Below are 21,116 nucleotides of genomic sequence, written 5' to 3' on the forward strand. Positions count from 1 at the left end.
ACAGGAAGACTTAGGGATATACTATGTCACGTTTTTTTATTAATCGCCCTATTTTTGCATGGGTGCTGGCTGTTTTGGTCATGCTCATCGGGGTAATATCCGTTATCAATCTACCGATTGAACAATATCCACGCATCGCACCACCAACGATTTCGGTCAGTGCAAGCTACCCTGGTGCTAATGCGCAAACCGTAGAAAACTCAGTAGTACAGATCATTGAGCAACGTATGAAAGGCCTAGACGGCCTGATGTACATGTCATCATCAAGCTCGTCAAATGGTAGTGCGTCAGTGACGCTGACCTTTGAAAACGGTACTGACTCTGATACTGCTCAAGTACAGGTACAGAATAAACTACAAGCCGCGATGAGCTCACTACCTGAATCGGTACAGCGTCAGGGTGTCAATGTTAACAAATCATCTAGTAGCTTTATGATGGTTCAGGCATTTGTTTCAGAAGACGGCAGTATGGATCGAGCAGACATTGCCGATTACATTAACTCTAACGTCCTCGATTCAATCAGTCGCGTAGAAGGGGTGGGCGAGGTTCAAGTCTTTGGCTCTACTTATGCGATGCGGGTTTGGCTTGATCCTTCACGTTTGCGCAGTTATAACATGGTGCCGTCTGATGTCGTCAATGCGATACGAGCACAGAATGCTCAAGTATCTGCCGGACAATTGGGGCAAGCACCTGCTGATACAGATCAACAGGTCATCAACGCCACCGTTACTGTTCAAAGCTATCTACAAACGCCTGAAGAGTTTCGCAACATTCTACTAAAAACAGATGTGGCTGGTGCACAGGTGCGTTTGGGGGATGTAGCAGACGTCGAGGTTGGTAGTGAGAATTATAGTGTAGTCTCTCTATATAATGGCCAAGAAGCCGCAGGTCTAGGTATCTCACTTGCTGGCGGTGCTAATGCACTTGAGACGCGAGAAGCCGTTGGCACACGCATGGCAGAGCTGGAAAGGAATTTTCCAGCAGGTTTGGTCTCAGTTGTACCGTATGACACTACCCCATTTGTACGTTTGTCTATCGAACAAGTCGTTATGACGCTACTTGAAGCGATTGTCTTAGTCTTTATCGTCATGTTCATCTTCTTACAAAACTGGCGTGCCACCATCATTCCAACGCTTGCTGTACCTGTTGTTTTATTGGGTACCTTTGCCGTGCTTTATGTTGCTGGTTTTAGTATCAACGTGCTGACTATGTTTGCCATGGTATTGTCCATCGGTCTGCTGGTGGATGATGCGATCGTTGTGGTAGAAAACGTCGAGCGTATTTTAGAAGAAGACCCACATATTTCTATCAAAGATGCCACTGTCCAATCGATGGGGGAGATCAGTAAGATCGTTATTGGTATTGCGCTTATCTTGTCCGCAGTATTCGTACCGATGGCTTTCTTTGGTGGTTCAACAGGTGTGATTTATCGTCAGTTCTCTATCACTCTAATCACCAGCATGGTGCTCTCTGCCATGGTCGCGCTTGTGTTCACCCCTGCCCTATGTGTAACATTGCTCAAACGTGGCAAAAGTCATGAAAAAGGCAGTACCGAAAAGCAAAAAGGCTTTTTCGGCTGGTTCAACCGCAGCTTCTTTAAACTTAGCCGTTCTTACGAGAGTTTTGTTGGTAAGAGTATTCGTTTTAAATGGCTATACATGATTGGCTATGCTGCCATCATCGGTATCATGGCAGTAGTATTCTTACGTATTCCTGGCTCTTTCATCCCCGAAGAGGATCAAGGTATTATGTTTACCTTAGTTCAGCTTCCAGCAGGCTCTACGCTAGATGAGACGCAAGATGTACTGGATAAAGTTAGAAACTATTATGATACTCAAGAGACTGACAACATTGCGTCTGTCTTTACCATTGCTGGCTTTAGTTTTGCTGGTCAAGGTCAAAATATGGGTCTGGCGTTTGTGCGCTTATCAGACTGGGAGGAACGCTCCGGCGATGAAAATACCGCTCAAGCTGTCGCTGGTCGAGCGATGGGGTATTTCTTTACTCAGCTAAACGAAGCACAAGTATTCGCCATCGTACCACCAGCGATTACTGAGCTTGGTAACGCCAGTGGTTTTGATTTAATGCTTCAGGACAGTGGTAACCTTGGACACGACGGACTGCTTGAAGCCCGAAATATGCTCCTAGGTATGGCCGCACAGAATGACAAAGTGACTGGTGTACGTCCAAACGGCCAAGAAGACTCGCCTCAACTTAAAGTCAATATTAATCAAGAACAAGCGGCGGCTTATGGCCTGTCACTAAGCAATATCAATAGTGTCATCTCAACAGCGTGGGGCTCAAGCTACGTTAATGACTTCATCGATCGTGGCCGTATCAAACGCGTCTATGTACAAGGTGAAGCCAGCAGTCGTACCAACCCTGATGACATTGGCAAATGGTATGTACGAAATGACATGAACGATATGATTTCGTTTGATGCATTCTCTAGTAGTGAGTGGCAGTCAGGCTCACCGCGTCTTACTCGTTATAACAGCCTACCGTCAATGAATATTCAAGGTAGCGCCGCACCAGGACTAAGTACTGGTGAAGCGATGAGCTCAATGGAAGCGATGATAGACAAGCTACCTGAGGGTATCAGTTATGAGTGGACAGGCATGTCATTGGAAGAGCAGAAGTCAGGTGCCCAAGCGCCAATGCTTTATGCACTTTCAATCCTAGTTGTCTTCTTATGTTTGGCGGCTTTGTACGAAAGCTGGTCTATCCCCTTCTCTGTCCTCCTGGTCATTCCACTTGGGGTACTGGGTGCAGTGATATTTACCTGGCTACGTGGTTTTGCCAATGATATCTACTTGCAGGTTGGTCTACTGACTGTCGTTGGTCTATCCGCCAAAAACGCCATTTTGATTATTGAATTTGCGAAAGAGCACCAAGAGGAAGGATACAGTCTTAGAGAGGCCGTCATGACCGCAGCACGCCAGCGTTTGCGTCCGATTATCATGACCTCGCTTGCCTTTGGACTAGGTGTTGTGCCATTATTCTTGGCGAATGGGCCGGGTTCAGGCAGTCAAAACGCTATCGGTACTAGTGTTGTTGGTGGGGTAATCACAGCAACCCTCTTAGGTATCTTCTTTATCCCAATGTTCTATATCTGGGTGCGTAGTGCGTTCCCGCATAAATATGAGAACAACACACCCAATGATAAAGATGGTGACAATGGTACGCCTAACTCGCATAACCCAACACCTTCTGAGAGTTATCAGCCTGCAAGTCTTGGAGACAATACACAATGAGTGCTCAAAAAACATCTATTACTAACTCGTCATCGGTAGCTATTACAGCTATCGATGCGCAGCCAGCACTATCTCGTTTGCGCAAAAACAGTGGCCGCCTGTTGGGTCTGACTGCGCTAGCAATAAGCATGGCCGCTTGTAACACCATTCCGAAAGCGGATATGCGCCCTGTGCTAGCAGAGCCGAATATTCCTATGCAGCAATCTTATGGTGCATTTGATAAAGAGACTGTCAGTAGTGCTGACCAAGCAAGCATTGCCAGTCAGCGCTGGCAGAACTTTTATAGCGATGAGCGCCTAAAGGGTCTGATTGCTCTCGGTCTTGAAAACAACAAAGACTTTGAGAGTGCGCGCCTAGCTATTGAAAAAGCACGTGCACAGTATCAGATTACCGATATTAATGACTTACCTGCTATTAATGGCAGTGCTGGTTATACTCGCCAAGCACAGAATCGTACTGATCGAAACCCTAATAGTAGCTACAGCGTCAACTTAGGTCTTGCCAATTATGAGCTAGACTTTTGGGGTAAAATCTCAAGCTTAAAAGATCAAGCATTGCAGAACTTCTTGGCGACTACAGCAGCCAAAGATGCGACCCAAATCAGCTTGATTAGTAATATTGCCCAAAGCTACGCCAATCTAAGCTATAGCTTAGCGCAATTAAAACTGGCTGAAGCTACAGTTGAGAGTCGTGAGCGTTCATTATTTATCGCGGATAAACGTTTTGAAGCAGGTATCGATCCTAAGCTACCTTCATTGCAGTCCTCTGCCTCATTAGAGAATGCTAAGCTTGCCGTGTTACGTGCACAGACCAGCGTTCTTCAATCACGCAATGCATTGCAATACTTAGTTGGTGGTGCTATTCCAAATGAGCTTATCCCAACACCTGCCGTCAGCAATATCACAAGCCAGCAGATATTTAATGCGGGTCTACCAAGTGATTTACTACGTTATCGCCCTGACGTCCTACAAGCAGAATACAACCTAAAAGCTGCTGGTGCGAACATCGAAGTGGCCCGTGCCTCTTACTTCCCATCTATTAGCTTGGCCAGTAGTGTGGGTGTCAGTAGCGGCAGCTTAAATGACTTGTTTAAAAACGGTGCCGTTGGCTGGTCATTTGGACCTAGCGTGAGTGTCCCTATCTTTGATGCAGGCCGTTTAGATGCCAATTATGATGTGGCTCAGATTGAGCGTGAGCAAACGCTTGCTAGTTATGAGAGCTCTATTCAGACCGCATTCCGTGAAGTGTCAGATGTACTTGCCACGCGTGCAACACTTGGTGAGCAGTTAGAAGCGCAGTATCGTCTGCAAGATAATTTTGAGCAGACCTATCAGATAGCAGATGCGCGCTTTAAAGCAGGTATCTCAAACTATCTGGACGTGCTTGATGCGCAGCGTTCACTGTTCTCTACTCAGCAAGGTATCCTAGATTTAGAGCTACAGAAAATCGTTAGCCAGATTGAGCTGTACCAAGCGCTTGGTGGCGGTGCGAACCTTGATGTACCGACCGTCATACCTGTACCGCAGCACACTAACTTGGCGCAGATTGTCACTGGAACTGCTACTAGTGCAAAAACCAAAGCGACAAATGCCATCAAAGCAGCTGGTTCAGCGCGTGTGACTACGCCGCAAGAAGCTGTCGCCATTAAGCAGTCGCAAGCGGTAGAAACGACTACTTTTGAACCTACTGCTATCGTCGATGTGAATGACGATGGTAAGAAAGATGCTGCTGTAGGCGTGGTCACTGAAGAGACTCGCTTCAATAACAATAGTGTTGAGCAAGTTCCTGTGACCCAGATTGTTGAGCCTTAAATGACCCCACCTTAATCTGATGACGCAGCTCTATCATCATATTGACAGTCGATACGTACTATCAGCCCTACCGACTTAACGTGGTGGGGCTTTTTGCTTTTACTTATGTCTTTTGGTTATAGTAGGCTCTCTTTATATAAGCTCTCTTTATATACGGCCAGTTATAAAGCACAGATTTTAATAAGCTAGTTCTATAAAATACCGCTTATAGCGATATTATTTTAACCATGTAACATGATAACTATTAAAACAATCATAAGGAATTATTATGAGCTATACCTTTAACCGTGAATACCCTGCCACTCGCTTACGTCGTCTGCGCTACAACGACAATGTACGTTCAATGATTCGTGAGGTGGAGCTGCACCCCAAGCATTTTATTGCCCCTGTCTTTGTATTAGAAGGCGAAAACCAGCGCGAAACCATCGCTAGTATGCCGGGCGTTGAACGCTTATCGATTGATTTGCTAATCAACTATGCCAAAGAGTTATTAGCAGAAGGTGTCACAACCATCGACCTTTTCCCTGTGATCGATAACGCTTTGAAAACACCAGACGGTAGCGCCGCTTATGACGAAAATGCCCTGACTGCACGTACGATAAAAGCCGTCAAAGACGCTGTGCCAGAAATGGTCGTCATGACTGATGTAGCGCTAGACCCTTATACCTCACATGGTCAAGATGGTCTGCTTGATGACAGCGGTTACGTCATCAATGATGCAACTATCGAAGTATTGGTTAAGCAAGCGCTGGTACATGCTCGTGCCGGTGCAGATATCATCTCTCCTAGTGACATGATGGATGGCCGTATCAAAGCCATGCGTGATGCGTTTGAAGCAGAAGGTTTTGTGAATACGGCTATCATGGCTTATTCAGCCAAATATGCTTCTGCCTACTACGGCCCATTCCGTGATGCCGTTGGTAGTGCTGGCAACCTAAAAGGTGGCCATAAGAAACAGTATCAGATGGACTTTGGCAATCGTGCTGAGGCGCTACATGAAGTGGCTATGGATATCAATGAAGGCGCGGATATGGTCATGATTAAACCAGGTCAGCCTTATCTTGATTTGATTCGTGAAGTCAAAGACACCTTTGGTGTACCAACCTTTGCGTATCAAGTCTCAGGCGAATATGCCATGCATATGGCAGCCATTCAGAACGGCTGGTTGAGTGATGCAGTGATTTTAGAGTCGCTGATTGGCTTCCGCCGTGCTGGTGCTGATGGTATCTTGACCTACTTTGCTCTAGAAGCGGCTCGTCAGCTAAACAATGCCTAATGGTAGTTGTACTACCTTTTATAATGTGAAAACCCCAGCTGACTATTAGTAGCTGGGGCTTTTTTATGCGGTTACTCTATTAAAATAAAACTATAGACGTGCACGGTCATGTGGCTCATTAAAATCAATCACTGGACCAGCAGGGACAATACGCGTGGGATTGATATTGGCATGACTGGTGTAATAATGCTGCTTGATATGGTCCATATTTACCGTCTCTGCGATACCAGGTACCTGATATAAATCACGCAGATAGCCCCAAAGGTTTGGATAGTCAACGATACGACGCAGATTGCATTTGAAATGCCCAACATAGACAGCATCAAAACGAACCAACGTCGTAAACAGTCGCCAATCGGCCTCAGTTATGGTGCTACCTGTCAGATAACGCTGATGTGCTAAGCGCGTCTCAAGTGTATCTAATGCCGCAAATAGCTCGATCAAAGCCTCTTCGTAAGCCTCTTGTGTGGTAGAGAATCCTGTTTTATATACGCCATTGTTGATAGTTGAATAGACGAAGGTATTTATATCATCAATTTCTTGTAACAACTCTGCTGGCACAAAATCACCTGCTAGTGCCCCAACCTCATCAAAGGCAGAGTTAAACATCCGAATGATTTCAGATGATTCATTACTCACGATCGTGTTTGTTTTTTTATCCCATAAGATAGGTACGGTGACACGGCCTGTATAGTCTGGCTTGGCCTTGGTATAAAGCTCATAGGCATAGTCTGCATTGATAACTGGATCAGCAACAACACCTGCACCCTCTGCAAACGTCCAGCCGTGCTCTCCCATAAAAGGATGAACCACAGATATCGGAATGATGTCTTCTAAGCCTTTAAGCTTGCGGTAAATAAGGGTACGGTGTGCCCAAGGACAGGCTAGCGACACGTATAGATGATAGCGGTCAGGTTCGGCTTTAAAGCCCTCAATACCTGTTGGCCCTGCACTACCATCTACCGTTACCCAGTTTCTAAAGCCAGCATCCTCACGCTGGAAACGGCCGCCACTCTCTTTTGTCTCGTACCACTTGTCTTGCCACTGCCCGTCTACCAAGAGACCCATGTTATTCTCCAACTGTTTTTAATATTTGTTTAACGTTTACTAAGCATGATTAACTTTAAGTCATTATCATCATGATGATCGCATTATTTAGAGAGACATCATACCAGTTATAAGCGTTATTCTTTAGAATCGTCCTATTTATTAACAATAAAAACTAAACTTAATAAATTTAATATTTAGCTAAATTATACAAAAACACTTTCTAATAACTAATATAATGCTGAATACCAAATATTATGATAATAAAAGAGGTTTATTCTAAAAAAGACTTGCAAAGTCTGAGAAACTTGCTAAAATGCTCAACCTAAATAGGCGTATAGCTCAGTTGGTTAGAGCGCTACCTTGACATGGTAGAGGTCAGCAGTTCGAATCTGCTTATGCCTACCAAATTTAGAAAGCCCCAATCTTAAGATTGGGGCTTTTTTTTGTCCTTGAAATATGGCTGTAGCGGAAAAGGAAACTATAAGTCGATTCAAATTATCTCTTTTCTCACTTTCAGCAAACATCATCAAAAAACGTGTGTGCCCAAATTGTGCCTTCTCTCTATCCTGATCTTCCTTCATAACATTATTTTTGACTTCTCTTCATCTAACGAATTATTAGGCACATACGTAAATAAATTGCCTATTCCAACACCTAGAGCCTCGCAAATTTTATCCATAGTGTCAAAATCTATTCTTGAATTTTGTTCGTTATAGAGCTTGTACACGGTCGACTTACTAATTCCCGTCATTCTTTATTTACATTAATATTTTTTCAAAAATTATGGTGCCATCTTTCTTCAAAAATAGGCGTTCACCTATTCAATACTCCATAAGTGTGGTGTAGAGGTAAAAACTGGAGACAAAACGATTGAAGGTTAGAACAAACTTTAATATATGCGCTATAGACTATTAAAATCTTGATGCTTATGAAAGGCTATGTAAACGCCTTATATTTTGTATTATCACATCTCTTAAAGTAATCCATGCCCCAAATATCTCTATCACACCTTTAAATTAGGTATTGCTTTTCTATTGCCACTACCAATCGCTCTCAACCGTTAATTTGAAGATAATGGTGCAGGTTTGAGGACTTTTCCTTTAGTAACAATTGCTTCATGTGCTTTTATGCTAGTAGGTATGGATATTTATCAAGAAGCCGATGCTGAGGCTAGAATTATGTATGCCATAATCACTGGAATGGATTTTATCGGCGGTGGCGCTATATTTAAGAATGAAAGTGGCGCAAAGGGTACTGCTACTGCGGCTGGATTGTGGAATACAGCCGCAATTGGGATATCAGTGGCTTATGATCGCTATGAGATTGCTATTATATTATCAATAGTTGGTTTTTTGATCCTACAATTCTCAAAACCTTTTAAACCAAAATCTTAACGATGTAATTTTCAGTCATTAAAATAGAGAATCAAACCGCCATTTTGACAATAACTTCATACTTACTTTGTCTTGGACAAAGTTGTTAGTGGTTGAGCTCCTTTGAACTTTAGTAAGCGCAAAGCATTGAGAGTCACTAGTACCGTTGCACCAGTGTCCGCTATCACAGCAATCCATAGTCCAGTAATACCTAGTAAAGTAGTAATCAGGAACACTGCCTTTAGTCCTAAAGCAAAAATTACATTTTGATGTATGTTGGCCATGGTTGCGCGCGATAATGCAATGAGATGAGCAACATCTGTAACACGGCTTTTTAATAACGCTATATCGGCTGTTTCAATAGCAACATCCGTACCGCCGCCCATAGCAACGCCCACATCTGCTGTTGCTAATGCTGGCGCATCGTTAATACCATCACCAATCATTGCTATCTTGCTATTATCTTTTATCTCATTGAGCAAACGTAGTTTGTCTTCAGGTAAGAGTTCAGCTTTCCATTCTATATTTAAGTGACTAGCAAGAGCCTGTGCCGTCAGATGATTGTCACCTGTCAGCATCACCGAACGCACACCCATCGCTTTGAGCTGAGCCACTCCTTCCTGAGCATCATCTCGCAACTCATCTCGTAATGCTATCAATCCAAGCACTTCACGGCTTTGTTCATCATACAAAACTGAGACCGTCTTGCCTTCCTTTTGCAATACTTCAATGTCTGCCTTTTGGTCAATTGATAGCAAGCTTTTCTCAGTTGCATAGACTGGTGATCCAATGGCTAGAGGACGCCCAGCTACCGTTGCATGTACTGCTTTTCCCGCAGTAGCATAAGCTTTGGAAGCCACTGGTATGGATATCTGGGCAGCTTTGGCATGATCAATAATGGCTTTTGCAAGTGGGTGACTAGAAGCGGACTCAACGCTGGCAAACAGCGCTAGTATCTCATTATGACCTTCAGATCCTGGATATTCGTGTACTGATTGCTTCTGTGCAAAGGCAATCACGTCGGTCACCTGTGGCTTGCCTTTAGTCAACGTACCTGTCTTATCAAAAGCGACAATATTCACGCGACTAATGGTTTCTAAAGCGCTGCCCCCTTTGATAAGTAAGCCTCGGCGTGTACCGACAGCCAACCCTGACGCAATGGCAGCCGGAGTAGATAATACAAGTGCACAAGGACAGGCGATTAGCAATAGTGCAAAACCACGATATAGCCAAGTCGACCATTCACCTCCCATCGCTAGCGGCGGAACAATAATAACCAGTGCAGCGATAGCCATCACCGCTGGGGTGTAATAACGACTGAATTGTTCAATGAAGCGAGCCGTAGGGGCTTTAGAGGCTTGCGCCTGCTCTACCAGATTGATAATGCGTGCAATGGTATTGTCAGCAGCTGTCTTTTGTACACGGATTTGCAGCGCCCCATCCATATTGATTGATCCTGCAAATACCGCATCACCTATCGTCTTGGTAACGGGAATTGATTCGCCAGTGACAGGTGAGTCATCAAGACTAGAGTTACCTTGAATAATGACACCATCAGCGGATACTTTATCTCCAGGACGTACCAATACCAGATCGTCGATCTGCAATGACCCTATAGGAACGTTATGCTGCCTGCCTTGTGCATCAAGTAAAATCGCAGTCTTTGGAACCAATGATGCCAATGCTCTGATACCAGCACGGGCACGATCAGCCGCCACACCCTCTAACAATTCACCGACGGAGAACAAGAAGACAACCGCCGCCGCCTCTTCAGCCTCACCAATGATAAGCGCACCAATTGCCGCGATAGACATCAACATTTCAATAGAAAAAGGACTACCGGTCATCGCTAGTGCCAAGGACTTTCGGGCAAAGGGGAAAACGCCTACAATGACGGCAACAGCAAAGGCCCACATGCCATAATCAGGGAAAAGTAATGCCAATGCGTAGGCGACACTCATCAAGACGCCGAGACCAACCACTTGCTTACCTTTTCTGGTTTGCCACCAACGCTGTTGCTGCGTATCTAATAGATTATCACTAATGCTGTCTGCTGCGTTTGCTTGACCAGTAGTGGCAGATATACCAAAACCCAGACGCTTGATGGTCTTTTCAATATCGCTGCACTGAGTATCTGAATCAGGGGCAAGCGATAGCTCTAACTTTTCAGTCGCAAAATTGAGCCGTATGTCAGAAACACCAGGCATACGTGCTAATGCAGTTTCGATCTTTCTGACACAACTGGCACAATCCATCCCTTCAATACGATATTGCATAATAAACTGCCTCATTATAAGAATTCATTTGATAACGCTATTGTGAACCCTCTAGTGGCTTCAGAGTCAAGGCCGTTTATATGCAATGGTATAAACTTGACTTCCTTAGGGCTAAACCTTATAGTCACTTTAATGTTTTCAATTTTGAAATAACTTTGAGAGAACCATGCTAATAAAAATCGGAGAGCTTGCTAAGCGCACAGGCGCTACAGTAGAAACCATTCGCTATTATGAAAAAGAAAAGCTATTACCAGAGCCTGCGCGTAGTGAGGGGAATTATCGCTTATATCGCGAAAGTCATATCGAGCGTCTACAGTTCGTTCTGCACTGTCGTACACTCGATATGACATTGGATGAAGTACGGACTTTACTTAAGTACTGGGAAGAGCCTAGCAGAGACTGCGCTGATGTAGATACCTTGTTGGATGAACATATTCACGCTGTGGAAACACGTATAGAAGAGCTAAAACAGTTAAAAAAACACTTAAGTGTTTTGCGGCAGAAATGCGTCAGTAGCGCACCAGCAAAGTCATGTGGCATATTGAATGCGCTTGCTGATCATTCTTGTCATGAAAATTTGCCATATGGCTCACATTAAATACTATCTGAATAGGTGCAAATAACTGATACTTATTTATCGCTATAGATAACGCTTATGTTGCCTGTTAATTACTACGCCACCATTTCAATTTATCCTATTTAAACTCATTCTAATGACTTGATTAAACAAACTCTGATGACTTGGCCTCTTCAAAAAACGCAAACCATAAACGCCTACCTTCTTCATTAATACGTCGCACCGTCTCAAAATACTTTTGCCGTGCTTCTTCATCTACTAAGGGAGCAGGAAGTAAGGGGTCAAAAACAACACTGCGGATACCTGCATCTCCAAGGATAAATATTTCTCGCAGCGCCACGTGGGACGGTAAGTCGTCCAAACCATGTAACCAGTCGGTGAGCTGCTGCGACTTCTCTTTGTAATGCTTTTCAAGATGCATGTCCGACCAGAGTGCTTTTGCTTTTTTTTGCCTGACCTCATCGAAATCATTGGCCTTAAAAACCGCAGCTTCCTCTTCTAATCCCAAGTCCAATAGACGCCGACGGACGACATCAATACCGCCTAACAAATTATTGGGACGCAGATAAAGCCCCTTATCAAGTTCACGAAACCCCAATAATGATAAAGCGCGAGCACGGGCACGCAGCATTTTGCGGTCACTGCGGGGTAGTCCACCGGTAGCCACCGCTATCCATGAGCCATCGGATTTTATCGTTCTTTTATCCGCTGTCTGCCATAAGGCCACATCGGCGCCCAATTTCTGAGCTTTCGGTCCGAGTTTGTAGGTGGCAGGACCAATCAACTCAGCAAGATCCGCTTGAATCAAACGAGCCAACGTCACACGTATACTATTTTCTGTCATACCAAAGATAGAGCCTGCCAGCACCGCTTCGGAGGCACTAAGTGTGTTTGCTTCTGCCACCATAAGTAAGCGTAAAAGCAATAAACGAGGCGTTGGTTTGTTCATATTACACCTATTGACGGAATTATTTTTTATATGTAATACTAATCGTGTAAGTTACTGAACTACTGAAACTTAGTAAATGACATTTAACATCAGGGAAGACAATCATCATGTCAATTGTAAATCAATTTAAGACCCATGAGGTGCAGAATCAACCTTTTGCCTTAGCCAATTATAATGCATGGGAAACAGATACAGCGCTCAAAGAAGCTGTCGCAAGAGAAGGTGCTGCTTGGGCAGCCAGTCACTTAAAAGAGTTTGGGGCACTGACTGGTGGAGATCTAATCAGCAGTGGATTCTTAGCCAATGAAAACAAACCTAAATTACGCAACTTTGATAGCTATGGTCGGCGCGTAGATGAAGTAGAGTTTCATCCGGCCTACCATGATTTGATGCATGCAGGACTGAAGTACGGTATGAGCAATTTTGCTTGGCGCAATGAAGAGCGTGATAGTGCTCACGTGGCTCGAGCGGCAGTCATGTATCTCGGCTCACAGCCTGAGGCTGGGTTTGGTTGTCCCATGTCTATGAGCTATGCTGCTATCCCTGCCCTACGTCATTCACCAGCGCTGGCCGAAAAATGGCTGCCCAAGCTGTTATCCGAACACTATGATCCGCGCAGCTTGCCCATGGAAGAAAAGCTAGGCTGTACGATGGGCATGGGCATGACAGAAAAACAAGGTGGGTCAGACCTACGTCGCAATACGACTCGAGCCACACGTCAAGAGGATGGCTCGTATGAAATCATTGGGCATAAGTGGTTTTTCTCAGCGCCCATGTGTGATGCTCATCTCGTCTTGGCCCAATCTGACAGTGGTCCTAGTTGCTTTTTAGTACCACGCTTTCGGCCTGATGGGACACGCAATGCAGTACAAGTCCAACGCTTAAAGGATAAATTAGGAGATTGGGCAAACGCTTCCTCCGAGGTAGAATTTCAAGGTGCATTCGGTGAGCTAGTGGGAGTTGAAGGTCGCGGTATTCCTACCATTATCGAGATGGTCGCGCTAACCCGACTTGACTGTATGATTGGGTCTTCAGCCCAAATGCGCCAAGCGATCGTTCAAGCGATTCATCACACCAGTCAGCGTGAAGCTTTTGGTAAATTATTAGTCAACCAGCCTATTATGCGTAATGTGTTGGCAGACTTGGCCTTAGAGTCAGAAGCGGCTTTGGCTCTCACAATACGGATTGCGCGCGCTGTTGATAGGATAGAAACGAACCCTCATGAAGCCGCACTTGCTCGTATCGCGACAGCAATTGGAAAATACTGGATATGCAAACGCGCTCCCGTTCTTATCAATGAGGCACAAGAGTGTTTGGGTGGTAACGGTTATGTTGAAGAGACTATTATGCCGCGTCTGTACAGACAAGCACCGCTAAACTCAATCTGGGAAGGCAGTGGCAATGTGCAGTGTCTAGATGTGCTGCGTGCCTTAAAAAAAGAGCCAGAAACTCAGCGAGCTTTATTTAAGGAACTGCAGCAGGCAGCAGGGAAAAATGCTGATTATGATGCAGAATTACACCTGCTGATAGAGCGATTTGAAGACACTCAAACCTTAGAGTTCCGTAGTCGCTATGTGATTGAGCGCCTAGCATTGATGCTACAGGCTTCGATACTACTACAGACTGAACATACGGAGATCGCTCAGGCGTTCTGTCGTTCTAGGATTGGGAATGAGCATGGGCTAGCCTTTGGTACACTAAGTCCTGATGCGCCCGTAGATTTATTGATCGAACGGGCGGCTGGCGCGACCAAAGCAGTTCTCTAGGTATATTTATATATAAAATAGTCCCCTGCTACTGACTGTAATCATAGCAGAGGCTTTTGCCCTTGATGTTAGTCACGTCATTATTATTCATAGCTGGCTTAAATATAAGTTTTTCAAACAGCTCTTTTGCCTTAATCAGCTCATTACGCCCCTTTTTATTGATATTTTACATACAGCGGTCACAATAATCCGTCTACTGATAACACTAAGGTGAGATAGCTTTTTCTCTAGACCATGAAGGGCATCATCAATGACTCGAGGGAAATCGTCTAGCATCAATTGCTCACATGTGTTGTTGGTAGTTTGAGATTTTACACCAATATTTTCATAACATTTATCAGCAAAGAAACAAGTGATTTAAATGTTCTTCATACTGCTCAATATCGTTATTAATAGCTGGGTTCTTGATGACATCGTTACTCATAAATGTTGGCAGCGGTGTCATTCCTAGGAACTGATACGCCTTATGTATAGCTATATATACGCTATCGACACCAACCCCTTCGAAAAACTGGTTTGGATCTGTGAAAGCTATTGCAGGCGCGTTCCAAGTTACTGAAAGCATATACTGTTTGCCTTGTAACAGACCCCCAGATCCATAGTTATTTTCAGAGTCTTGGCTAGAACGCCCATCACTCTGATATAGACGACCATGACCAATAGTAAAAATCTCATCAATGTATTTTTTGACGGTCCACGGTACACCCATCCACCAGGCAGGTGCCTGCTGAATGATGACGTCTGCCCACAGCCACTTGGTGATCTCAACTTCGATTTCATAACCCGTATCAATATGAGTTACTTGCACTTGATGGCCTAGATTGAGCAGTTTTTGCTCAGCAATAGTAGTCATAGTGTCATTAAGCTCGCCTGTTGAATGAGCGAAACGTTTGCTACCGTTCAATATCAATATATTTTTCATTATTAGCTGCCTTTCATAAAATGGATAGACTAGGTAGGTTAGTCCCAAATTGGTGCCAACCCTTCAGGATCGACTTCGCGACTATTAACATCCAATTGGTCAATTTTCATTATTTGTTCATCGGTCAATGTGATGCTTTGTGCTGCTAAATTGCTCGCTAGATTTTCTCTTTTAGTTGAAGAAGGAATCACAGCGTAGCCTTTAGCGAGTGCCCACGCTAAGATCACCTGTGCTGGTGTCTGCTGATTGTGATTTGCTATTTCTTGAATGATAGAATCTCTTAAGGCTTTGCCATATGCCAGTGTCATATATGAAGTCACATCAATCCCTTGCTGCTCCATGAAATTCACCAAACGGCGATTTTGTAGATAAGGGCTTAGTTCTATTTGATTGGTCTCAATATTTCCAACACCTACTACCGCTATAGCTCGCTTTAGCAAATCGACATTAAAGTTAGAAACTCCTATTTTTTTGGTTAACCCCAAATTTTTTGCTTCGAGTAAAGCTGACATATACTCTTCAACAGCCACTGGGCTTGAAGGCGCTGGCCAGTGGATTAATGTTAAATCAACAGCATCGACACCTAACTTTTTTAAGCTGGCTTTTAAGCTAGGAATGAGTTTTTCTTTTGATAAATTATCAACCCAAATCTTAGTGGTTAGGTATATTGAGTCAGAAGATATACCGCTATTTTTGATAGCAGTCCCGATAGCTTCTTCGTTATCGTATGCTTGCGCCGTATCTATCGCCCGATATCCCAAATCTAAGGCGTTTGTGACAGAGTGAATAACCGTATCACCTTGTAATCTAAAGGTGCCTAAACCGAATTTTGGTAGTGTCATATGCTTTATCTATATCCTATCTATGAAAGTTGTTATTGGATTTGCAGTTATTATATAGACGGTTATAATTGATAAGAAGACACAAAAAATCAAAATACTCTTGCATAAGGATCAATAATGAAAGTTACGATTAACGAGCTTGATACCTTTGTTAGTATTGTTGATGAAGGCACAATCAGTCAGGCCGCTGAACACTTGGGGGTTACGGTTTCAGCAGTAAGCAGAGCATTATCAAGGTTAGAAAAAAAACTAAATACATCACTATTTAGGCGTACAACACGGCGTTTGGAGCTGACACAGGAGGGTGAAAAATATCTGGAACGTGTGCGGAGGATTCTCAGTGATATAGAAGATGCGGGAGATATGATGGTGAAAAATAAAGAGGTGCCATCTGGTAAGTTGCGCATTGATGCGGCTACTCCCTTTATGTTGCATGTGATTGCACCATTAATCGATAAATATAGTAATGCTTACCCACAAATCGATATCGAATTGGTCAGTAATGAAAGCTTAGTCGATTTGTTAGAAGCACGCACAGATGTGGCCGTTCGTATCGGCGAACTAAAAGACTCTTCATTGAGTGCCACACCACTAGGCTTAAGCCAGATTCGTATTTTAGCCAGTCCTGTTTATTTGAAAAAACACGGTACGCCTAAAAGTGTGGAGGACTTGGTTCATCATCAGTTATTAGGTTTTAATTCATTGGAGAAATTAAATGATTGGCCTATCTATGATGCGGCTAATAATTTATTGCATATTCATACGCATATAAAAGCGGATAGTGGCGAGACGTTAAGACAGCTTGCTTTATGCGGGACCGGTATAGTGTGTTTGTCTGATTTTATGACTTATCAAGATATCCAAAAAGGAGATTTAATTCAGCTATTTGTGTCTAGTACGATCAAAACACAACAGCCTATTAATTTGGTTTACTACAAAAATAGAAAGCTATCAGAACGTGTTAGCTCATTTATTAAATTTTTAAAGGCGGAAATAGCGCTTTAAGATTGATAAAACCTAATAAAATATCGTCATCATATACATTTTGTTCGACCTACTTTGACATGGTAGAGGTCGTTGGCTCGAATCCGACTACGACTACCAAATTTAGAAAGCCCCAACCTTAAGATTGGGGCTTTTTTTGTCCGTGGAATATGGGTTGTAGCGGAAAATGCTTGCTTGCATCCACGAATAGCAACAATTACTCCATCAGCACTAAGTCATTTAAGAAAGTGATGGTGACCAAATGGTCTGACCCGAGTTTAACTACGACTATAGATCTACGAGGGAAATATATCATTGAATAAATCAGATTAGTTAGCAAGCATTTTAATGACACGTGCGAGCGAGGTTGCCGATATTACTACTAAGCGCGGTATTGGAAGACAACGGACGAATAAATGACAATATTCGCCACTACTACGGTTTTTTATGCATATGATAATGATTACAGATGAAAAACTATTTATTGTAGACCTTAGACTATAGGTATTTTATTTATTAGTAATACTTTAAAGTATATACGTCATTGGCTTGCTTGATTCTAAAAATATTTGCGAGAACATGCGAAGCAAAATCCTGACTTACCATTCGAATAAAAAATAGTACCTAGAATTGCTACAAAACACCAAGTCCACTTAAAAATAACTGCCCACCAGCAACGAGTAGTAATACGCCAAATAACCTCTTTAACGTTAACGCAGGTAAGATATGCGCAAGCTTCGCCCCTACTTTTGCCATCGCAAAGCTGGCCACTGAAATACATATAAAACCAGTAACATGTATAAAGCCTATCGTGCCTTCAGGCATATTGACAACCTCTTGACCAAACCAAGCAAAGCCAGCCGCGCCAGCCAACGCAATAGGTAAACCACATGCTGCAGAGGTACCGACGGATTGTCTCATCGATAATCCTGACCAATTCAAAAATGGCACCGTTAGACTACCACCACCAATACCAAAAATAGATGATGCCAGCCCAATACCGGTGCCGGCACCAAACTGTAAACTTGCAGGCGGTAACGGCTTGACCATCTGATCTTTGTTAGATGAAAAAAGCATTTTTAGCGCCATTAATAAAGCACCCACACCGATAATCATTTGTAGAATCTGACCATCAATCATGTCAGCAATACCAGCGCCGACCAAACTACCAATGACTAGCCCTAGAGCCATATTGCGCCAAACTTCCCAGCGCACGCTGTCATGCTTGTGATGTGCCATCAGTGAGCTAAGAGAAGTGACTGCAATTGTTGCCAAGGAAGTGCCAATCGCTAAATGTGTGACAACCTCAGGAGGAAAGGCGTACGCCGTAAAAATCCATACCAGCACTGGCACGATAATCATGCCACCACCGATGCCGAACAAACCTGCACTGAGACCTGCAAACGCACCAGCAATGATAAACCATACATACAACATGTAATGCCTACCTTTTCGTGATTATCAGTCGTAAATAAATATGATAACTGCTCTCTAACATGATCTAGGCAAGCATACTGAGCAGACAACCAGCCAGCACCAACTCACTTAAACCCTATCGGTTTCTATCGATCCACGCTTGTAACCCATCGATATTACGAAAATCGTCCCAGCTTCTACATGGAATATGCGGCATCACGTTATTGACCATCTTGGACAGTGCGCTGCCTGGGCCGATCTCTATGACCATGTTCGGCTGGTACTCCTCAAGAGTCTCCAGACACAGATACCAATCTAAAGGGTGATCAACTTGCTGCGATAATATGCGTAAACCTTGTTCAGTATCGCTATATCTTGTGCCTTCAGTAGCACTAATAATAGGTATCTGCATTGGAGGTAGCGTCAGAGATTGTGTATAGCTACCAAACGCGTCTGCAGCAGCTTGCATCATGACCGTATGTGAGGGCACGGATACCTTCAGTCGTTGAATATTTTGAGCACCTAAGGTCTGTGCAACCTGAGTGGCCTGCTCAAGGTTTTCGCCATTGCCAGCGATGATGAATTGGTCTCTATTAATCTTGATAGACAAATGGGTTTGGCTTTCTGCAAGTAGATACGCAAGCTTACTATCAGGCACACCTTTGATGGCCAGTAACCCGCTAGACTCTGTGACTTCCTCTTGCATGAGACTAGCTCTTTTATTGACAATATCTAGACCAGCGGCATAACTAAGCTGACTACTACAACAAAAAGCACTGACCTCGCCCAGAGAGTATCCAGAAAAAGCCATTGGCATGCCTATCATCTGTTGAAGACGGTGCCAGCGATAATATTGCAAAGTATAAATAAATGGCTGTGCAACCTGATTGTCAAACAGTCGACTCTCAAGCAATTGACTGTCATCAACTGGGTCAGCAAACAACTCAGGTACTACTGAGGCTAATAAAGATTGCTCATCACTCGACATCTTACTCAGTATTTCATCGACATGCGCTTGGCTCTGTAGCCCCTGCCCGCTAAATAGGATAATTAAATTCATTTTCCACCTTATACAGAAAAATCGTGACCGCGAGTAGATCAGCACTGCCACCTGGGCTGAGGTTATGCTGAATAAAATACTGACTGATCTCGTTTACTTGTTGTCGCCAGTCGCTCTGATATACGCCACCTACTTGCAAAAATTGCGTGGCCAATCGCTTTGCATTTCTTAAACTGTCTATGCCGCCGCGCCAGACAATATTGGTATCTGACAACACAGATATCAGCAGCATCAACGTCTGCATGCTAGATTTCTCAAAGTCTTGCGTACGATATATAGTCTCATAAAAACAAGGTAATATCTGATCCTGAATGACTTCAAAACCGTTAGCAACCATTTCAATCGCACCAGTAATACCGTACTGTTTGAACATTCTTTGCCCATGACTGCTGGGATCACGGGCTAGGCGCGTGTTCAAATCAACTTGCCAGTGCTCCACCAATTGTGCGCAAATATTCTTAGCGGTCAAAGGTGTTTCTACTTGTATGCATCGACCAATAGCAGCGCAAACAAAGCCTAGATTAAATATCGCGCCTTTATGAGTATTGATACTGTGGGTGGCCTGCCGCATCTTTTCTTCTTGAAAGACACCTTGGTTTTTGATGTCATCAAAAGGCCTATCTTCATAGCCAAACTGGCTTAAAGTAGCAAAATAACCTTTTAAGGAAGTGATACTGTCTATAAACGTCTGGTGAGTCATGTCGGTGTGGCTACCATTACTTGATGGACAGACCAGACCGGGTTTGTTTTCTAGGCTCAACTCATCATATAACGCTTCACAAGCCAAATCATCAATATGCTGCCAAATGGCCTGCTGGGCTGGCTTCGGTACTTGTAGCTGCCGTGTTTGATCTAATAAAGTGCTCATAGTTGTCGGTATTCCATCCTAGTAATACATCTATATTTTGAAGCTTGATATCATCTAAGGTCTTTACTAAGACTGTTGGGATATCAAACATAATGGCATAGGTCAGCTCATTAAAAGAGATGTCATTACATCCCTGTAACCGTATCTCTCCATCAATTTTTAAATCAGCCACAGCACGCGCAAGACGATTGAACGCGGCGATTTCTAATAATATTGGCGCAATATTATTGTTATTGGCAACGATCAATAGATCTAAATCTGAAGTCGATCTGACAAAGGATAATCCTGTGAAATATTGATTGGCAAATGAGCCATAGGCATATACCTCGCACTCTAAACGGGTACAGCAATCGATAAATTTTTGCGCGTGTTGTTGAATAGCCGTAGGCAATTGAGGGACTAAAGCGGCAAGCGCTAGCGGTGTAGTCACGACTTGCGGTAGTTTGGGTAAGGTCAGCGCCAGCCTGTATTTGCGACCGTCTTCGATATAGCTGGTCGCGACTTTGGTGACATTGTCCATATCTTGTCGACATACTGTGAGTGGCTGCTGAGAGTAAATCATGTCGTCAACAGCCAACGTCACCGAGGCAGGCAGAGAGGCATTCAGAAAACTGTATGATTCATGTGCTTGTAAATAAACCAAATCATGACGCTGCATGGTACTTCCCTTTTTACCTTTTATTAACACACAG

At 43.7% G+C, this 21,116-nt stretch carries 17 protein-coding genes and 1 tRNA gene; 8 read left to right on the top strand and 10 right to left on the bottom strand.

Annotated elements, in window-relative coordinates; all coding sequences use genetic code 11:
• Nucleotides 1-23: 23 nt before the first annotated feature.
• From DXK30_RS03050 to hemB, 3 genes are all read left to right on the top strand, one after another.
• The gene (locus DXK30_RS03050; protein WP_114700398.1) at nucleotides 24-3,254 is read left to right on the top strand and encodes an efflux RND transporter permease subunit; all 3,231 of its coding nucleotides are present in this window, start codon (nucleotides 24-26) and stop codon (nucleotides 3,252-3,254) included.
• Complete coding sequence (locus tag DXK30_RS03055) at nucleotides 3,251-5,065, top strand: efflux transporter outer membrane subunit (protein ID WP_114700399.1); 1,815 nt, start codon at nucleotides 3,251-3,253, stop codon at nucleotides 5,063-5,065. Before DXK30_RS03050 ends, DXK30_RS03055 begins: the two co-directional genes overlap by 4 nt.
• 268 nt (nucleotides 5,066-5,333) lie before the next feature.
• On the top strand, nucleotides 5,334-6,341 hold the full coding sequence (gene hemB, locus DXK30_RS03060) for a porphobilinogen synthase (RefSeq protein WP_114700400.1): 1,008 nt from the start codon (nucleotides 5,334-5,336) through the stop codon (nucleotides 6,339-6,341).
• Nucleotides 6,342-6,431: 90 nt separating this feature from the next.
• Here the strand turns inward: hemB and DXK30_RS03065 are convergent, their stop codons facing one another.
• Nucleotides 6,432-7,409 (bottom strand): glutathione S-transferase family protein, encoded by a 978-nt coding sequence (locus DXK30_RS03065; protein WP_114700401.1) that lies wholly within the window; start codon nucleotides 7,407-7,409, stop codon nucleotides 6,432-6,434.
• A gap of 310 nt (nucleotides 7,410-7,719) precedes the next feature.
• Here DXK30_RS03065 and DXK30_RS03070 point away from each other — a divergent pair.
• A tRNA-Val gene (locus tag DXK30_RS03070) sits at nucleotides 7,720-7,796 on the top strand.
• Nucleotides 7,797-7,968: 172 nt separating this feature from the next.
• Here the strand turns inward: DXK30_RS03070 and DXK30_RS03075 are convergent.
• On the bottom strand, nucleotides 7,969-8,142 hold the full coding sequence (locus DXK30_RS03075; protein WP_114700402.1) for a helix-turn-helix domain-containing protein: 174 nt from the start codon (nucleotides 8,140-8,142) through the stop codon (nucleotides 7,969-7,971).
• A 334-nt stretch (nucleotides 8,143-8,476) separates the two neighbouring features.
• Between DXK30_RS03075 and DXK30_RS03080 the strand changes: the two genes are divergently transcribed.
• Complete coding sequence (locus DXK30_RS03080) at nucleotides 8,477-8,785, top strand: MgtC/SapB family protein (protein ID WP_265089067.1); 309 nt, start codon at nucleotides 8,477-8,479, stop codon at nucleotides 8,783-8,785.
• Between the two features lie 62 nt (nucleotides 8,786-8,847).
• On the opposite strand, the gene DXK30_RS03085 is transcribed toward DXK30_RS03080, so the two are convergent.
• The gene (locus DXK30_RS03085; protein WP_114700403.1) at nucleotides 8,848-11,040 is read right to left on the bottom strand and encodes a heavy metal translocating P-type ATPase; all 2,193 of its coding nucleotides are present in this window, start codon (nucleotides 11,038-11,040) and stop codon (nucleotides 8,848-8,850) included.
• Nucleotides 11,041-11,206: 166 nt separating this feature from the next.
• Here DXK30_RS03085 and cadR point away from each other — a divergent pair, with 166 nt between their 5' ends.
• Nucleotides 11,207-11,638 (top strand): Cd(II)/Pb(II)-responsive transcriptional regulator, encoded by a 432-nt coding sequence (gene cadR / locus DXK30_RS03090; RefSeq protein ID WP_114700404.1) that lies wholly within the window; start codon nucleotides 11,207-11,209, stop codon nucleotides 11,636-11,638.
• Nucleotides 11,639-11,762: 124 nt separating this feature from the next.
• Here cadR and DXK30_RS03095 read toward each other — a convergent pair whose 3' ends face one another.
• Entirely contained in the window at nucleotides 11,763-12,566 is an 804-nt protein-coding gene (locus tag DXK30_RS03095) for a PaaX family transcriptional regulator (protein WP_227670648.1), read from the bottom strand.
• A gap of 107 nt (nucleotides 12,567-12,673) precedes the next feature.
• Here DXK30_RS03095 and DXK30_RS03100 point away from each other — a divergent pair, with 107 nt between their 5' ends.
• The gene (locus DXK30_RS03100; protein WP_114700406.1) at nucleotides 12,674-14,332 is read left to right on the top strand and encodes an isovaleryl-CoA dehydrogenase; all 1,659 of its coding nucleotides are present in this window, start codon (nucleotides 12,674-12,676) and stop codon (nucleotides 14,330-14,332) included.
• Nucleotides 14,333-14,669: 337 nt separating this feature from the next.
• Here the strand turns inward: DXK30_RS03100 and DXK30_RS03105 are convergent, their stop codons facing one another.
• Together DXK30_RS03105 and dkgB are read right to left on the bottom strand one after the other, a co-directional pair.
• On the bottom strand, nucleotides 14,670-15,254 hold the full coding sequence (locus DXK30_RS03105) for an NAD(P)H-dependent oxidoreductase (protein WP_114700407.1): 585 nt from the start codon (nucleotides 15,252-15,254) through the stop codon (nucleotides 14,670-14,672).
• A 38-nt stretch (nucleotides 15,255-15,292) separates the two neighbouring features.
• On the bottom strand, nucleotides 15,293-16,096 hold the full coding sequence (gene dkgB / locus DXK30_RS03110) for a 2,5-didehydrogluconate reductase DkgB (protein WP_114700408.1): 804 nt from the start codon (nucleotides 16,094-16,096) through the stop codon (nucleotides 15,293-15,295).
• Nucleotides 16,097-16,213: 117 nt separating this feature from the next.
• Here dkgB and DXK30_RS03115 point away from each other — a divergent pair, with 117 nt between their 5' ends.
• On the top strand, nucleotides 16,214-17,101 hold the full coding sequence (locus DXK30_RS03115) for a LysR family transcriptional regulator (RefSeq protein ID WP_114700409.1): 888 nt from the start codon (nucleotides 16,214-16,216) through the stop codon (nucleotides 17,099-17,101).
• Between the two features lie 612 nt (nucleotides 17,102-17,713).
• Here DXK30_RS03115 and DXK30_RS03120 read toward each other — a convergent pair.
• The 4 genes from DXK30_RS03120 to mdcG form a co-directional block, all read right to left on the bottom strand.
• The gene (locus DXK30_RS03120) at nucleotides 17,714-18,517 is read right to left on the bottom strand and encodes a sulfite exporter TauE/SafE family protein (protein WP_114700410.1); all 804 of its coding nucleotides are present in this window, start codon (nucleotides 18,515-18,517) and stop codon (nucleotides 17,714-17,716) included.
• A gap of 115 nt (nucleotides 18,518-18,632) precedes the next feature.
• Complete coding sequence (gene mdcH / locus DXK30_RS03125; RefSeq protein WP_114700411.1) at nucleotides 18,633-19,556, bottom strand: malonate decarboxylase subunit epsilon; 924 nt, start codon at nucleotides 19,554-19,556, stop codon at nucleotides 18,633-18,635.
• Nucleotides 19,534-20,424, bottom strand: coding sequence for a triphosphoribosyl-dephospho-CoA synthase MdcB (gene mdcB / locus DXK30_RS03130; RefSeq protein WP_114700412.1), 891 nt, complete (start codon nucleotides 20,422-20,424; stop codon nucleotides 19,534-19,536). Before mdcB ends, mdcH begins: the two co-directional genes overlap by 23 nt.
• On the bottom strand, nucleotides 20,348-21,082 hold the full coding sequence (gene mdcG / locus DXK30_RS03135; protein ID WP_114700413.1) for a malonate decarboxylase holo-[acyl-carrier-protein] synthase: 735 nt from the start codon (nucleotides 21,080-21,082) through the stop codon (nucleotides 20,348-20,350). Before mdcG ends, mdcB begins: the two co-directional genes overlap by 77 nt.
• Nucleotides 21,083-21,116 lie beyond the last annotated feature (34 nt).

Source organism: Psychrobacter proteolyticus (assembly GCF_003350005.1).
Classification (GTDB): Bacteria; Pseudomonadota; Gammaproteobacteria; order Pseudomonadales; family Moraxellaceae; genus Psychrobacter; species Psychrobacter proteolyticus.